Source organism: Pseudomonas sp. F01002, from assembly GCF_004402115.1.
GTDB lineage: Bacteria > Pseudomonadota > Gammaproteobacteria > Pseudomonadales > Pseudomonadaceae > Aquipseudomonas > Aquipseudomonas frigoris.
On sequence record NZ_SOPU01000003.1, the window covers coordinates 262,213 to 277,825 of the forward strand.

The 15,613-nt window shown below is 59.7% G+C and carries 12 protein-coding genes; 3 read left to right on the top strand and 9 right to left on the bottom strand.

Annotated features, from left to right (window positions below; genetic code table 11):
- The first annotated feature begins 4 nt into the window (after positions 1–4).
- The gene (locus E3W21_RS01770; protein ID WP_129437996.1) at positions 5–718 is read left to right on the top strand and encodes a lipopolysaccharide kinase InaA family protein; all 714 of its coding nucleotides are present in this window, start codon (positions 5–7) and stop codon (positions 716–718) included.
- 2 nt (positions 719–720) lie between these two features.
- Positions 721–948: a hypothetical protein gene (locus E3W21_RS01775; RefSeq protein WP_134417431.1), complete on the top strand. Its 228-nt coding sequence runs from the start codon at positions 721–723 to the stop codon at positions 946–948.
- A gap of 197 nt (positions 949–1,145) precedes the next feature.
- Here the strand turns inward: E3W21_RS01775 and E3W21_RS01780 are convergent, their stop codons facing one another.
- The 7 genes from E3W21_RS01780 to E3W21_RS01810 form a co-directional block, all read right to left on the bottom strand.
- Positions 1,146–4,172, bottom strand: coding sequence for a multidrug efflux RND transporter permease subunit (locus tag E3W21_RS01780; protein ID WP_134417433.1), 3,027 nt, complete (start codon positions 4,170–4,172; stop codon positions 1,146–1,148).
- A 13-nt stretch (positions 4,173–4,185) separates the two neighbouring features.
- Positions 4,186–5,334 (bottom strand): efflux RND transporter periplasmic adaptor subunit, encoded by a 1,149-nt coding sequence (locus E3W21_RS01785; RefSeq protein WP_134417435.1) that lies wholly within the window; start codon positions 5,332–5,334, stop codon positions 4,186–4,188.
- A gap of 249 nt (positions 5,335–5,583) precedes the next feature.
- Positions 5,584–6,681, bottom strand: a complete 1,098-nt coding sequence (locus E3W21_RS01790) for a DUF1513 domain-containing protein (protein WP_134417437.1) — start codon at positions 6,679–6,681, stop codon at positions 5,584–5,586.
- A gap of 14 nt (positions 6,682–6,695) precedes the next feature.
- A complete protein-coding gene (locus tag E3W21_RS01795; protein ID WP_134417439.1) occupies positions 6,696–7,760 on the bottom strand; it encodes an imelysin family protein in 1,065 nt (354 codons plus the stop codon).
- A gap of 26 nt (positions 7,761–7,786) precedes the next feature.
- A complete protein-coding gene (locus tag E3W21_RS01800; RefSeq protein ID WP_134417441.1) occupies positions 7,787–9,214 on the bottom strand; it encodes a di-heme oxidoredictase family protein in 1,428 nt (475 codons plus the stop codon).
- Positions 9,215–9,510: 296 nt separating this feature from the next.
- Entirely contained in the window at positions 9,511–10,857 is a 1,347-nt protein-coding gene (locus E3W21_RS01805; protein ID WP_134417443.1) for an imelysin family protein, read from the bottom strand.
- 208 nt (positions 10,858–11,065) lie between these two features.
- Positions 11,066–13,117: a bifunctional diguanylate cyclase/phosphodiesterase gene (locus E3W21_RS01810; RefSeq protein WP_134417445.1), complete on the bottom strand. Its 2,052-nt coding sequence runs from the start codon at positions 13,115–13,117 to the stop codon at positions 11,066–11,068.
- Between the two features lie 673 nt (positions 13,118–13,790).
- On the opposite strand from E3W21_RS01810, the gene E3W21_RS01815 reads away from it, so the two are divergent.
- Positions 13,791–14,057, top strand: a complete 267-nt coding sequence (locus tag E3W21_RS01815) for a DUF6124 family protein (protein ID WP_134417447.1) — start codon at positions 13,791–13,793, stop codon at positions 14,055–14,057.
- A gap of 174 nt (positions 14,058–14,231) precedes the next feature.
- Here the strand turns inward: E3W21_RS01815 and E3W21_RS01820 are convergent, their stop codons facing one another.
- Both E3W21_RS01820 and E3W21_RS01825 read right to left on the bottom strand, forming a co-directional pair.
- Entirely contained in the window at positions 14,232–14,828 is a 597-nt protein-coding gene (locus E3W21_RS01820) for a superoxide dismutase (RefSeq protein ID WP_095133215.1), read from the bottom strand.
- A 176-nt stretch (positions 14,829–15,004) separates the two neighbouring features.
- Entirely contained in the window at positions 15,005–15,607 is a 603-nt protein-coding gene (locus tag E3W21_RS01825) for a LysE/ArgO family amino acid transporter (protein WP_134417449.1), read from the bottom strand.
- Positions 15,608–15,613 lie beyond the last annotated feature (6 nt).

Here is a 15,613-nt window from a genome sequence, read left to right on the forward strand (position 1 = left end):
CAGAATGGCAGTGCGATGTGCAGCAGAAACGGAGGTCGCTCCCCAGGACCGCTTCGATTATTTCTGGAATCAGCGCGGTGAATGGGTAGAAGAACCCAACGCCCGTCGCGGTGGAGAAAGCGGTGTGCAGCGCGTCGTGAGCGGCAATGGACAGCTGCTGTACGTTAAACGTCAATCCGGGCATATCCATCGCAGCTTGCTGCACCCGTTCGGTCGGCCGACGGTGTTGCGCGAGCGCGATGCGCTCATCGGCCTGAACCTGCTCGACGTTTGCGTTCCGGAAATCGTTTTCTGCGGTGCACAGCGCGATCCGGTGCATAAATGGCGCGCATTGCTGATCACCAAGGCGCTGGACGGCTTCGAGGAAATCGAACACTGGTACGCTGGCGGTGGTCGCGAGCGTCACGGTGAGGCTGTGCATGATCGAGTGTTGAAGGAACTGGCCGAGAACCTCGCCCGTATGCACAAGGGCCGCTGGCAGCACAGCTGCCTTTATGCCAAGCACGTATTCGTGCGCGTCACCGGTGAAGGCGAGGCTGCCAAAGTTGAAGTGGCCTTGATCGATCTGGAAAAATGTCGGCAGCGTTTCACCGCCCGGCAAGCGGCTACTCATGACATGAAGCAACTGCGTCGCCACTCGTCGTTCAGCACGACGGACTGGCAAAAACTCGTCTACTTTTATAAGACGGCGTTTGGCAGCGCTATCAAGGGTTTATAGCAATGAAACTCGAAATTGCACGAGGTATATTTTTAATAGGAGCCTTGGCAGTTGCTTCACTGGCGGTGGCGGCTTGGGAGCAGCCCCGCACGCAAGTCCTCAGTTCAGTGAACGGCGACGCACACTGTCCATTGCCACGCGTTGCGAAGGCATCCGTGGCATCCCAACCCGATCATGATTTATTGCTGTTCATGTTCGGACTTTCTCAAGGATTGAGGCCACAAAGTTGAACAGATTGAAGCCCAAATAAAAGGCCTCGCTAATGCGAGGCCTTTTTTTATTCCCGACTTTCGAGCCTTGCACCGTCCATGTGGGAGCGAGCTTGCTCGCGATGACGGTGGCACATTCAGCGATGAGGTGACTGTTACACCGCTATCGTCGGAACGCCGCCCGGACCAAGCTCGCTCCCACAGGTTATGTGTGTTCCCTAGGGTTTATCGGGTTTGGCCAAAAGCGTGTAAACACACGGCAGCACAAACAACGTAAATAACGTCCCGATCGACATCCCCGTGGCGATCACCGTGCCGATGTCGAACCGGCTGACGGCGCCCGCCCCCGTGGCGATGATCAACGGCACCATGCCGAACACCATCGCGGCAGTGGTCATCAACACCGGACGCAGACGAATGGCCGCCGCTTCCTCCACGGCTTCGCGCGGCCTCAGGCCTTTGTCCTTGCGTAACTGGTTGGCAAATTCGACGATCAGGATTCCGTGCTTGCTGATCAGCCCGATCAACGTCACCAGGCCGACCTGGGTGTAGATGTTCATGCTCGACCAGCCCAGGAACAGCGGGATCAGCGCGCCACAGATTGATAGCGGCACGGTCACCAGAATCACCAGTGGATCGCGGAAGCTTTCGAATTGAGCGGCCAGTACCAGGAAAATGATCGCCAGCGCCAGGGCGAAGGTGACCCACAGCGCACTGCCTTCCTGGACGTATTGCCGTGATGCGCCGGCATAGTCGAAGGCGTAACCCACCGGCGCCTCTTCCCGAGCGATCTGGCGCACGGTGTCGATGGCTTCACCCATGCTGACCAGCGGCACCCCGGACAGGATGCCAGAGTTGAGTTGCTGGAACTGGTTCAACTGCCGTGGACGCGCCCGGTCGGTCACGGTAATCAGGGTCGACAAGGCCAGCAGTTGGCCTTGGGTGTTCTTGACGTAGTAATTGTTCAGCCAGTCAGGGTTGTCTCGGAAAGGTCGTTCGACCTGCGCGATGACTTTGTAGCTGCGACCTTCAATGGTGAAACGGTTGATCTCCGCCTCACCCAGCAACGTCGCGAGCGTCCCGCCCAGGTCCTGCATGGAAACCCCCATCTGTGCGGCCTTGGCGCGATCGATATCCACCACCACTTCAGGTTTGTCGAAGGCCAGGTCGACGTCGACGAAGGCGAACTTGCCGGACTCCATCGCGCGTTTTTTCACTCGGTCCATCACCTGCAGCAGCGACTCGTAATCGTTGGCTGAGTTGATGACAAACTGAAACGGCAACCCTTCGCCCGTGCCGGGCAAGGAGGGCAGGTTGAAACCGAAGATCTGCAACCCGGAGATGCTCTCCAGTTTGCGCTGGACCTCGGGCAGGATCGCCATTTGCGTACGGCTGCGTTCGTTCCACGGTTTGAGCAGGAAACCGCCGATCCCCGACTGTACACCGTTAAATCCATTGATCTGGAACGAGGAGTAATACTCGGGAAACTCCTTGAAGATCGTGATGAATTCGTCGGTGTAGGTGTTGAGGTAGTCGAGGTTGGCCGGTTGCGGGGCGTTGGCCAGCATGAAAATGATGCCCTGGTCCTCATCGGGCGCCAGTTCCGACTTGGTGAACTTGAGCAGCACCGGGATCAGGCACAGCACGATTACCGCAAACACCAGCACCACCGGCCGGGTGTTCAGGGTGCCGTGCAGCATGCTTTGGTAACGGCGCTTGAGGCCTTCGAAAATCAGGTCCAGGCGATGGGCGAGACCGCTGGGGTTTTCGTCGTGACGCAGTAAAAAGGCGCACATCATCGGCGACAGGGTCAGGGCGACGATGCCGGAGATCACCACCGCGCCGGCCAGGGTCAGGGCGAACTCCTTGAACAGCGCCCCCGTGAGCCCCGTCAGGAAGCCGATCGGCGCATAGACCGCCGCCAGGGTGATGGTCATCGAGACCACCGGCATGGCGATTTCCCGAGCGCCTTCGATGGCTGCATCCAGCGGCGTCTTGCCTTCTTCGATGTGCCGGTGGATGTTTTCCACCACGACGATGGCGTCGTCCACCACCAGGCCGATGGCCAATACCATCGCCAGCAACGTCAGCAGGTTGATCGAGTAGCCCATCATCTGCATGAAGAACATCACGCCGATCATCGACAACGGGATGGTGACCACCGGGATCACCACCGAACGCAGCGCGCCGAGAAACAGGAACACCACCACGATGACGATCAGCACCGCTTCGAACAATGTTTTGATCACCTCGTTGATCGAGGCCTGGATAAACAGCGTGGCGTCGTAGGCGATTTCACCTTTGAGGTTCGGCGGCAGTTGGGCTTCCAGGTCCGGCATGATCTTGCGCACTTCCTTGATCACGTCCAGCGGGTTGGCGCCGGGCGTGGCCTTGATGCCGATGTACACCGAAGGGGTCCCGCCGAAGGAGCTGATCGAATTGTAGTTTTCCGCACCCATTTCAACCCGCGCCACATCGCTGAGCAGCACGCGACTGTCACCCTCGACCTTGAGCGGAATCGCGGCAAAGGCTTCGGCGGACTTGAGCTCGGTATTGGCGTTGATGCTGGTGACGACGTACTCGCCTTTCACTTCGCCGGCGGCGGAGAGGAAGTTGTATTTGCGCACTGCATCGGTCACGTCGCTGGCACTCAGGCCGAAACCGGCCAGCTTGACCGGATCCAGCCACAGACGCATGGCAAATACCTGGTTGCCGAGAATCTCGGCTTCGGCCATGCCCGGCAGGGTCGCCAGTTTTGGCTGGATGACCCGCGACAGGTAGTCAGTAATCTGCGGGTTGCTCAGCTCCTTGCTGAAGAAGCTGATGTACATCAGTGCCGAGGCGTCGGCGGCTTCCTTGCTCAGCACCGGGTCTTCGGCGTCCTGAGGCAGTTGGTTCTTCACCTCGTTGGCTTTGGCCAGCACTTCGGTGAACAAGCGGTCGCTGTTGGAGCCGATGCGCGCGTAGATCGAGATCACCGAGAAGTTCTGGCGACTGACCGACGTCATGTAGTCGATACCTTCGGCACTGGCCAGACTTTGCTGCATCGGTTGGGTGATGTAGCCCTGAATGGTTTCGGCGTTGGCCCCGGGATAAGCGGTGGTCACCGTGATCAGGGCGTTTTCCATTTGTGGATATTGGCGCAGCGGCAGCTTGCTCCAGGCCTGGAAGCCCAGCAGCACAATCAACAGGCTGACCACGGTGGCGAGCACCGGGCGGCGGATGAACGGGTCGGTAAAAGCCATGGGGGTTCCTTGATCAGTCCGCGCGCGGCGGGCTGTTCTTCTCGGCTAAGGTCTTGTCGTCGCTGATCGCAATGTGTGCGCCGTTGTCCAGTTTGATCTGGCCGGCCGTGACCACTTTTTCGCCGTTCTGCACACCTTTGGTGATCATCACTTGCCCATCGCGGCGCTCACCGGTTTCGATGAAACGCCGTTCGGCGATCAGGATCGGTTGGCCCTTGTCGTCTTTTTCCAGGCTGCCGTCTTCGGCTTTTTTCTGCGCGACGACATAGAGCGAGTTGCCGTACAGCGTGTAAGTGATCGCGCTTTCCGGCACGACGATGCGCGGCTGCGGGTCGGGCAACAACACTTGCAGGCTGGCGAACATCCCCGGCAACAGTTTGCCGTCGGGATTGGCCAGGGTCGCGCGGACCTGGACATTGCGCGTACTGTTTTCGACTTTCGGGTTGATCGCGCTGATGGTGCCGGGGAAGGTTTGTGTCGGGTAGGCCGCGACAACGATCTGTACCGGCTGGCCAAGGGCGATCTTCGGTATCGCCTGTTCGGGCACGAAGAAGTCTACATAGAGGCTGCTGAGGTCTTGCAGGGTGGCGATCATGGTGCCGCTGGCCACGTAGTCACCGACGTCCACCTGACGAATGCCGATGGTTCCGCTGAACGGCGCGACGATGCGTTTTTTCTCAAGCGAAGCCTTGAGCTGATTGACCGTGGCCTTGTTCTTTTTGAATATCGCCGATAGTCGGTCGAACTCGCCTTTGGAAATCGCCTGGCTGCCCACCAGCTGGCTGCCACGGTTGTAATCCACTTGGGCCAGTCCGAGGTCGGCGAGGGCGGTTTCCAGCAGGGCGGTTTCCACGGCGCTATCGAGTTGGACGATCGGCTGACCGGCCTTAACCTTCTGCCCCGACTCGAACTGCACATCCGTGACGGTGCCGGCGATTTCCAGGCTCAGGTCGACGCCTTGCAGTGCCTTGAGGGTGCCAACGGTGGGCAGGCGGGCTTGCCACGGCCGTTCGGTAGCAGTGGCCACAGCAACACTGATCGCCGGTTTCGGCACAGCAAAGCCCTGAATCATCGTATAGATGGAGAAGGCTTTGTAACCGGCCAGGACCAGCACGATCAGCAAAACAACACCCAACATGATCAGCATGCGGCGACGCAGCATATTTCCACTTCCTTGGAGAAAATCAGGTGAGACAGTCGGGCACATTACTCCGAGTGTGGCGGGGATTCCAACTGGCAGAACTTACAGGTAGGCGTCACCCCGACCTGTAGCAGCTGGCGCAGCCTGCGTTCGGCTGCGAAGCCGTCGCAAATCCATGCAACGTGGTTTGTCTGATACACCGCGTCGTCGGATCTCACGACGGCTTCGCCGCCGAACGCAGGCTTCGCCAGCTGCTACAAAGGTCCGTGTTTAGATGAGGTGAAGGTGGTTGTCCCAGAGCCCTGCCGGCAGCTCCAGCGGTTTTGCAACCAGATCTGTCTGGCGGCAATCGTAGAACCGGCAGCGTCCTTGCCCCGAGGTCACGACAAAGCCATCGGCTACCGCGCCGACCCCGGCGCAATCGGGAAGCGGCGAGTCCAGGCGCACTTCACCGCTGTCCAGGTCCCAGATGAAAAAGCGGTTGCCCCGTGGCGCGGTCAACGCGACCAGGCGAAGTTCGCTGTGCACCGCGACACTGGCGGTGTAATGCCCCATGGCCTGCAACTGATGCTCAGGCACCGGGAAGGCCACGAATGGCTGGCCGGGACGCTTGATCGCCAGCAGTTCCGACGACTCGTGAGACGGCCCCATGAACTGCTGACCGGCGACGATGGTGCCGTCGCTGGCGATCCCCAAATGACGCACGCTGTTCATCGGCTGGGCGAGGGTTTCCTTGCTCAGCAGGGTGCCGTCGCGTCGCATCAGGACCAGGCTCGGTTCCATGGCATTGAGGTTCATCTCGACGCGGCTTTCGGCCTCGGTGCGAATGCCTCCATTGGCCACCACCAGGGTTTCGCCATCGGGCATCCACGACACCTGATGCGGGCCGACGCCGTGGGTCGAAATCTCGCCGCTGTGCACCAGCCGCTCACCTTCAAATTTATACACACCGAGCAAGCCGCGACCCGGATCGGAGGTGTCGTTCTCGGTGGCGTACAGCCAGTCGCCGCTTTTGTGAATCACCGCGTGACCGTAGAAGTGCCGATTCGGCAGCGAGGTCACGGTTTGCAGCAGCGTGCCGTCGCTCAGGTCGATCAGGTAACTCTCGGTGCCAGGACGACGGGCGACGAACAGCGCAATCGGCAGCGTCGGGTGGTTGATGATGTCGTGGCAACGCTGGCCGACCTGGGTGGCAAACACCCGGGTGCCGTCCAGCCGATAGCCGACGGCGTAGTGTTTGCCGTCGGTGTCGTCCCGCGCCGAGAGCAGCAGCGGGCTTTTGTCCTTTTGCTTGAACAGCGTCCAGCCGCCCAGTGTCATCGCACCCAGCAGCAAACTACCTAACGTCAGAGCCTGGCGTCGCAGCATGGAACTTGCCCTCATCAGTCACCGTCGTTGGCGTTGAAGCCCAGTTGGATGCCTAGCGCCTTGGCCAGTTCGCCTTCGTGCAGGCGGTGGACGACGTTGAGGCTGTCGTAGAGGTCGTTGAGTTGCTGGCGACCGGCATCGTCGTTGAGCATCTCGGTCAGCGAGCGCTGGTTGCTGGCGAACAGTTTCAGGGACGCGGCGTAAGCGGCGTCGATCTTGTCGGCTAAAGGTTTTTGCTCGCTCGGCAACAGGCCGCGCAGGCCTTTGTTGTCGACGCCTTCCCATACCGTTTTGGCGGCGGCGAGGCTGGCTTCGAGGCCGGTCAGGGACGACTGGCTGCGCCATGCATCGGCCTGAAACGGTTGTGGCACACCCTTTGTCTGACGGCCCATCGGCGTGCCGAGTTTTTTCTTCAGGCTGTCGAGGGCGGTGACTTGCACGCGCAACAGATCGGCGATGGCTTCGTGGGAATCGGCGTAGCGCTGGTTCGGGAATTTGCTCAATTGCGCGAGCATGCCGTCGGTGTTGTTCCAGGTTTTCAGGATCTCTTCGGCCAGCTGTTTCTGACGCTCGCCAATCGCTTTCAGCAGCGGGCAGTATTTGGCTTTCTGTGCGTCGTTGGCCACGTCTGGCTTGCTGTCGAACAGGATGTATTCGTAGGCGGAAAGGCCTTGAACCACAACGCTGGACTTGGCCAGGGCAGCGGCATCGATCTGCGGCTGTGCGGTGACCAGTTGCTCGACCTGACGGCCGACGAGGTTTTTCTTGTCCGGCCAGAACTGCACCTGCCAGGCGCGATTGCCTTCGGCCAGCGGCCCGATCAGCAGCGGTTGCAGCTCGGCCCAGGCTTTCTGCGCGTGCAGGAAGTCGGCGCGGGCGGTGTCGAGGTTTTCCTTGCCTTCGCAGTAGGCCAACGCACTGACGGCCAGTTGGCGATCGGCTTCAACCCAACGCGTGTAGGTCGGCAGGATCACCGACTTGGCGATGGCCGCCGACGTGACGGCCTGCGGATCCTGAGGCGAACAGGCGCCCAAGGCTAGCGCGGCAAGGCTGGTGAACAACAATTTGGGACGGAACATGTCGGGCTCCCGCTATGGAATACGTATTAAAGGGAATTCAAGAACGCCAGCAACGCAGCGCGCTGCTCGGCATTGAAAGACAAAACCTGTTGTTGCGCCGCTGTTGCTTCGCCGCCATGCCAGAGCACGGCTTCGAGCAGATTGCGGGCGCGGCCATCGTGCAAAAACTGGGTGTGGCCACTGACCGCCTGTGTCAGGCCGATGCCCCACAACGGCGGGGTGCGCCAGTCGCGGCCGCTGGCCTGGAATTCGCTACGGTTGTCGGCCAGACCGTCGCCCATGTCGTGCAGCAGCAGATCGCTGTAAGGGCGAATCACTTGATTGGCCAGTTCAGGTTCTGCGGCGTTGGCGGCGGTGGTGTATTTCGGGGTGTGGCAGGACTGGCATCCAGCCTGGAAAAACAGAGTCTTGCCGGCCAGCACCTCGGGGGCGCTGACATCGCGGCGGGCCGGTACGGCGAGGTTACGGCTGTAGAACAGCACCAGGCGCAGGATGTTGTCGCTGACTTCCGGCTCGCCATCCGGGCCATTGCCATTAGGTGCCTGTTTGCAGGCGGTTTGCGCGTCGGTGCAGTCATCAATGGGTCTCAGGCTGGTGGTGAGGCCCATGTCACCGGAAAACGCATGAACATTCTGTTGATTGAGGTTTGGTTGGCCGGCCTTCCAGCCAAATCGCCCGAGAACGGTTTTTTGCTGCGCGTCATCCCAGACCCGGTTCGGGCGTCCGGCGATGCCGTTTTTGTCTTTTGCCTGAGCCTCGGCATTGGCAAGGATCGCTTCGTCGGGAATCGCTTCGAGCAGGCCGAGGCCAATCATTGGCGGTGCAACCCTGGCCGAGAAACGGGTGTCAGGGTGCATCGGGCCGTAGCCGAGTTGGGTGATTTGCAACGTCGGCTTGCGCAACTCGACTTCGGTGCCGTCCTTGAAACGAATCGGAACGGGCGTGTAATCGACGCGCACTTTGCCTTCCGGCACGACACCCGGCACGGACATGTCCTGGAATTGTCCGCCGTAGACCGGCTCCGGGACGACACCGAGTTGCTTGATGACGTTGGCATACGCCGGCGTATCGGGAATCGACAGGCGCACCAGCATCGACACGGCGTTCTGCGCATCAGGCGTGGGCGGATGACCGCGGCCGTCCTTGATGTGGCAGCCCTGGCACGCGTTGGTGTTGAACAACGGCCCGAGGCCATCCCGGGCGGTGGTGGTCGACGGCGCGATCACCCAGGGATTACGGAAAAAACTGTTGCCGACACTGAAGTCCACGCGCCGTGACGGCGGCAGATTGGCGGACGGCAGGGAAAATGAGTTCTGATCGGTCTTGCGCACGGTTGCGCTGCCACCGGACCGGGCTTCACCGGGTTCGGCTTGGGTAAAGCGCGGGGCGTCATCGCAGGCACTCAGGCCCAGGGCCAGAAACAGTGCGGACAAGCGAAGAGGCAGCGAGGGCATCGGACATCCTGCAGGACGAGCAAAACAAGGGGCGCAAAGTCTAACAGGGCAGGGGAGATTGAATAAGAGGAATTATCGTTTGGTTGATGTGGAGCAGGGTTTTTCTGGAAAACCGCAATCCCCTGTGGGAGCGGGCTTGCTCGCGAAAGTGGTGTTTGCCGCACTGGAGATGTTGTCTGTGATGGCCCCTTCGCGAGCAAGCCCGCTCCCACATTTTGACTGGTGTGAAACCCGATTTTGGGCAGGGATAAAAAAGGCGACCTGCGAAGGTCGCCTTTTTATTCAGCCAGCGTTGATCAGAACTCGTGATCAGCGTTGTCCGGGTTCAGGTCACTGATGCCCAGTTTGCCAGCGGCGGCTTCGATCGAACCGGTCTGCTTGACCAGGGAAGCGATAGCGTCGCGGACGATCTGGTTGCCAGCGGTGTTGCCGGCGGCGATCAGTTGGTCGTAGTGCTCACCCTTGTTGGCGTGATCGACCATGATCTGGATTTTGGCTTCGGTGGCGGCCAGGTCGGCTTTGAGCGCGGTGTCGGCAGCGGGGTCGGCTTTGGCCACCAGGGACGACAGGCTGGCGCCGGTCATTTTGGTGCCGTCGACGCGGGTGTATTCGCCCAGGTACACGTTTCGAATGCCTTTGGCATCGTAGAAGTGCGAGTTGTGGGTGTTGTCGCTGAAGCAATCCTGTTCGTCTTCCGGGGAGTTGGCTTCCAGGGAAACCTTCATGCGCTCGCCCGCCAGTTCGCCCAGGGACAGGCTGCCCATGCCGAACAGCATTTTGCGCAGGCCGGATTCAGCTGGCTCGGCTTCCAGGGTGGCGCGGTAGTTGTCGGCCACGTTCGGCTTCCAGTTACCGACCATTTCTTCCAGGTCGCTGACCAGCAGTTGGGTCACGGACTTCAGATAAGCGCGACGACGATCGTTATGACCGCCGGTTGCGCCTTTGCCTTCCAGGTAGTCGGAAGCTGGACGGTTGCCGGCGCCAGGGCCGGTGCCGTTCAAATCCTGGCCCCAGAGCAGGAATTCGATCGCGTGGTAGCCGGTGGCGACGTTGGCCTCGGAACCACCCAGCTCGTTCAGGCTGGCAAGTTTTGCCGGGGTGATGTCTTTCACATCGACCTTGTCTTCGCCGACCTGAACCTGGGTGTTGGCGATGATGTTGGCCGTGGCGCCCGGGTTACCCAGTGCGTGCTCGTAGGATTTGTCGACGTAGTCGATCAGGCCTTCGTCCAGTGGCCAAGAGTTCACCTGACCTTCCCAGTCGTCGATGATGGTGTTGCCGAAGCGGAACACTTCGCTCTGCAGGTAAGGAGCGCGGGCAGCGATCCAGGCAGCCTTGGCGGCTTTCAGGGTGTCGGCGTTCGGCTTGGCGAGGAAGGCGTCGACGGCGGTTTGCAGGGTCTTCGCGGTGGATTCGGCATCGCTGTAAACGGCGAAGACGATGTCGGCGTAATGCGCGACAACGGCTTTGGCCGCGGCTTCATCGACTTTACTGGCAGCGGCAGGTGCAGCCGCCGGGGCCATGGTGCTGGCGGCCGGAGTCGGTGCTTGCGCAGCGACAGCTTTGTCTTTGCCTTCGCCACAACCGGCGAGGGAAATAGCGATGGCCAACAGACTGGCGGTAGCCAGAGGCATACGAATCATGGCGAACATCCTGCTTCGAGAAGGGTGGAATGGCGCAGCAAGCGCGCAAAACTGCGACATAATGCAAATCTTTCGCATTATCTGTAAAGGGCTGTACCTGGAAATATTTCTTATTCAGGCGGGAGTTGTGTCGTAGATCAAGAGATCGCAGCCTCGTTTCACTCGACAGCTCCTACAGAGTGAAACGAGGCTGCGATCTTTTGATGTTTTACAAAATAGCCGCATTGCTGCGCTGGGCCTGTTTCAGATACGCGCTCAATTCCCGCGCCGGCAGCGGCTTGCTGTAGAGATAGCCCTGACCTTCGTGACAGCCCTCGGAGATGATGTAGGCCTCTTGCTCGGCGGTTTCCACGCCTTCGGCAATCACCTGCATGCCCAGGCTCTTGCCCAGCTGGATGATGGCCCGAACGATGGTCGCATCATCGTCGTCATCGAGCAGGTCCTGAACGAAGCTCTTGTCGATCTTGATCTTGTCCAGCGGCAGGCTTTTCAGATAGCTCAATGACGAGTAACCGGTGCCGAAGTCGTCGATCGCGATCAGCGCACCGGAGCGGCGCAGGCTCAGCAGGTGCTGTGCGGCCGTGCTGATGTCTTCCATCAGGCCGGTTTCGGTGACTTCCAGCTCCAGGCTGCGCGGTGGCAGGCGGTACATCTGCAGGAGGTTGTTGACCACCCGTGGCAACTCGGCGTGGTGCAGCTGCACTGTGGACAGATTCACCGCCATGCGCAGGTCGACGAAACCCTGGTCATGCCAGTCGCGCAATTGCTTGCACGCCTGATCCAGCACCCATTCGCCGATGGCGATGATGGTGCCGTTCTGCTCGGCCAGGGGGATGAACAAGTCCGGCGGAACCAGCCCGTGCTCGGGATGCTGCCAGCGAATCAGCGCCTCGACACCCACCACCCGGTGATCGCGATAGCTGATCTGCGGCTGGTAGACGAGGTAGAACTGGCCGCGGGCCAAGGCGTCGCGCAGGTCTTTTTCCAGCTCGCGACGGCGGCGCATCTCGGTGTCGACGCTGGCGATATAGAACTGATAACGGTTGCGCGAGCGAGTCTTGGCCAGGGTCATGGTCTGCTCGGCTTTTTGCAGCAGCTTCTCGGTGCTGTCACCGTCCTCGGGGAACAGGGTGATGCCGATGGTGGCGCGCAGGCGAATCTCCTGATGATCGAGGGCAAATGCCGCTTCCAGGTCATCGAGAATGCTTTGGGCCAGTTCGGCCGCTTCGTAGGGTTGTTCGATGTCGGCCTGAACCAGGGCGAACTGGTCGCCGCCGAGGCGGGCGAGGGCGCCAAGGCGTCCACTGTGAGCTCGCAGGCGATCGGCCAGGGCCAGCAGCAGTTGGTCGCCGGTCTGGTAGCTGAATTGTTCGTTGATGCCCTTGAAGTCGTCGAGGCCGACCACCAATACCGCGACCCGACGTTGCAACCTGCCGGCGTCTACCAGGATTTTGTCCAGTTGTTGCTGCAATTGCTGGCGGTTCGGCAGGCCGGTGAGGAAGTCGTACTGGGCCATGCGTAGCAGACTGTTTTCCGCTTCGTGGCGCAAATGGGTGTTGCGCTCGATTGACTCGAGCAACTGGTTGGCGGTGTTGATCCAGATCCCCAGTTCGTTCTTTTCATGCCCCTTGAGTAGCGGGATTTTGTGTGCGCTGGGGCGATCCGGATTGATTTCCGTGAGGTGTTCGATGATCCGCGACAGCGGCTTGGTCAGCAGCCAGTGATAGACCAGGTACAGCACCAGCCCCATGGCCATCGCACGCAACACGCCGGAGATGAAGATGATCACCGAACTGACGATGAAACCCTGGCCGTAGGTGGCGGTGTCGAGGGTGATGCTCAAGTCGCCGTAATACTCGCTGTAAGGGCCGCGACCCACCAGTTGGGTGGTGAAGGTGCGTTCCTTGCCGAGGATCAGGTCGGTCAGCCAGCGACTGTCGGAATGCTGCAGCTCGCGAGACTTTTGCGCGAGCATGGCTTCGTTGGGATGGCCAATGGAGGCCTTGCGCACAGCGTCGTCCTGAAACAGGCCTTCGATCACCTGCATGCCCATTTCCCGGTCCAGGCTGTAGACGGCCTGGGTCGAGGGGTCGCGGAACATGTCGAGGATGCGTTGGGCATCGCTGGCCACGGCCTGGCGTGTTTTATAGGCATCGAAAACGATCTGCGCGCAGCTCAAGACCACACCGACGATCAATGCCGAGAGGAGCACGACCCGAAGCAACTTCACCGACAAGCTGTTCTTGAGTTCCAGCTTCAAAGAGTCATTCCTTGTTCCGTGCGGGTAGCGTCAAGTTGCCGTGAGTATTGGCAATCCGGTGATGGCAGTCAAAGGGACAATCAATCACATGGGGTTTTGCCTGTAGCTTGGCCGAAATGCTGTGGTTTGGACTATTTGTGCTGTTTGTACTGTGTCGGTTGTTGGGTCCTTCAACTTGAGGGGGATTTCGACATATTTTCCGTTTGGTTGATGTTAGACGGCTGTGGCGTTGGGGCAAGGGGCTGAAGGCTGGTTTCATCGTGGGAAATCGCCCTGGTTTCTGCGGATGTACACGTTTTGAATGTGGGAGCTTGCTCGCGATGGCGGCCGCACAGGCAACGGATGCGTCCGTTTAAACAGCGGTAAAAAAACCAGACCTTTCCCACAAAGTTTTCAGGTTGCCTGTCGGAAGCGGGGTCAATAACATTTTGGCTGTCGCTGAAAATCAGCGATCGGGAGTGAGATCCTCGACTAAGCAATTGGAAACCAGCGCTAGGCCCTCCATAATTGCCGCCAGCTCCAGGCTGTCAGCAATTGTTTATGGCGGCTGTGTGCGGGCGGACTTCGGTCCGGCCGGGTTCCTTTTGCCGGTGATCTCACCCTGCACATAGCTGCCACCTCTTCTTCGAGTGAGATCGGGAATCGATGGCACCAAACTCAAAAGGAAATGTAAGTGGATAAATTAATCCCCGATCCCCCCTTCAACAGCTCCAAACCCTACAACCCCAGCCCCATGTACCTGATCTCCCCGGACATGAACACCGAAACCCTCCTGGCCCACGCCTGTGAGTCATTGGCCTCGGCAAGTGTTCTGGCCAGCGATTTCGCCACCTACCTGAGCGGCTCCCAGCGCAGTACGGCGTTGGCCATTGCGCAGATCGTCATGCTGGCGGACCTTGCTGTGAATAGGGCTTTGGATATCGTCGACCCACAGGGCTAGGCATTCCGTCAGGTTGACCGTGTCATCGTTCTTCGCGAGCAAGCCCGCTCCCACCTTTGAAATGTATTCCCCCTGTGGGAGCGAGCCTGCTCGCGAAGGCGGCCGCCCAGGCACCACATTTCCACCGCCCATAAAAAAACCCGACCTAAGCCGGGTTTTTTATGGGTATCGATCTTAAGCGGTGAAGGTTTTGCCTTCGAACTGCTCAGCCACGAATTTCCAGTTGACCAGGTTCCAGAACGCTTCGACGTATTTTGGACGAAGGTTGCGGTAGTCGATGTAGTAAGCGTGTTCCCAGACGTCGCAGGTCAGCAGCGGGGTGTCGCCGTTGGTCAGCGGGTTGCCGGCGCCGATGGTGCTGGCCAGGGCCAGGGAACCGTCAGCCTTTTTCACCAGCCAGCCCCAACCGGAACCGAAGGTGCCGATGGAAGTCTTGCTGAATTCTTCCTTGAACTTGTCGAACGAACCGAAGGCTGCGTTGATCGCGTCAGCCAGTGCGCCGGTTGGTTGACCTCCGGCGTTTGGCGCCAGGCAGTTCCAGTAGAAAGTGTGGTTCCAGACCTGAGCGGCGTTGTTGAAGATACCGCCCGAGGAAGATTTGACGATTTCTTCCAGAGTCTTGCCTTCGAACTCGGTGCCTGGCACCAGGTTGTTCAGGTTCACGACATAGGTGTTGTGGTGCTTGTCGTGGTGGTATTCCAGAGTTTCCTTGGAAATGTGCGGCTGCAAGGCATCGTGTGCGTAAGGCAGCGGCGGCAATTCGAAAGCCATGATGATTCTCCTAATCAGGTCAGTTGCGGTGAGCGCAAGGCCGATCACGGGCGGCCAGACAAGCGCCGGGGAGTTTGTACTCTTTGCGGCGCATCGGATCGGATCATAGCACCGGGGGTGCGGCATAACCACGCAACAACTGTGTGGAATAGAGGTTCCAGAGCCTTTTGGAATAATCAGCTGGCGACGATTAATTGAAAGGCCACTGTGAACATCATGACCGCCACCAGCATATCGAGAATTCGCCAGGTACTTGGCCGAGCCAACCATGGCGCCAACCACGCCGCGCCGAGCGCCAGGGTGAAAAACCACAGTAACGACGCACTGGCCGCGCCCACCACATAAGCGCCGGGCTCTGTTTGTTGGGCACCGAGAGAGCCGATCAGCAACACGGTATCCAGATAAACGTGCGGGTTAAGCAGCGTTACGGCCAAAGCACTGAGCATCACCGCGCGTAGCGAGCGCACCGTTTGGTTTTCGCCCTGTTGCAGGCTCTGTTTCGAGCAGGCCCGACGCAGCGCCTGACTGCCATACCAAATCAGAAATACCGCGCCACCCCAACGGGCGACTGCCAATAGAGTCGGGTTTTGCGCCAGCACGGTCGCCAGGCCGAACACGCCAGCGGCGACTAACAGTGCATCGCACGTTACGCACAACGCCGCCACCGGAAGGTGATGTTCACGCCTCAGGCTCTGAGCCAACACAAACGCATTCTGAGTACCGATCGCCATGATCAGCCCCGCGGCCACCAACAGGCCGTTCACATAGCTTTGCCACATAAGATG

What these genes read in the sequence shown, in the direction of transcription:
- E3W21_RS01780 (WP_134417433.1), bottom strand. Translation starts at nt 4,172, where the DNA reads ATGGCTTTTACCGACCCGTTCATCCGCCGCCCGGTGCTCGCCACCGTG.
- E3W21_RS01795 (WP_134417439.1), bottom strand. Translation starts at nt 7,760, where the DNA reads ATGTTCCGTCCCAAATTGTTGTTCACCAGCCTTGCCGCGCTAGCCTTG.
- E3W21_RS01825 (WP_134417449.1), bottom strand. Translation starts at nt 15,607, where the DNA reads ATGTGGCAAAGCTATGTGAACGGCCTGTTGGTGGCCGCGGGGCTGATC.
- E3W21_RS01785 (WP_134417435.1), bottom strand. Translation starts at nt 5,334, where the DNA reads ATGCTGCGTCGCCGCATGCTGATCATGTTGGGTGTTGTTTTGCTGATC.
- E3W21_RS01820 (WP_095133215.1), bottom strand. Translation starts at nt 14,828, where the DNA reads ATGGCTTTCGAATTGCCGCCGCTGCCTTACGCACACGATGCCTTGCAG.
- E3W21_RS01790 (WP_134417437.1), bottom strand. Translation starts at nt 6,681, where the DNA reads ATGCTGCGACGCCAGGCTCTGACGTTAGGTAGTTTGCTGCTGGGTGCG.
- E3W21_RS01770 (WP_129437996.1), top strand. Translation starts at nt 5, where the DNA reads ATGGCAGTGCGATGTGCAGCAGAAACGGAGGTCGCTCCCCAGGACCGC.
- E3W21_RS01800 (WP_134417441.1), bottom strand. Translation starts at nt 9,214, where the DNA reads ATGCCCTCGCTGCCTCTTCGCTTGTCCGCACTGTTTCTGGCCCTGGGC.
- E3W21_RS01775 (WP_134417431.1), top strand. Translation starts at nt 721, where the DNA reads ATGAAACTCGAAATTGCACGAGGTATATTTTTAATAGGAGCCTTGGCA.
- E3W21_RS01805 (WP_134417443.1), bottom strand. Translation starts at nt 10,857, where the DNA reads ATGATTCGTATGCCTCTGGCTACCGCCAGTCTGTTGGCCATCGCTATT.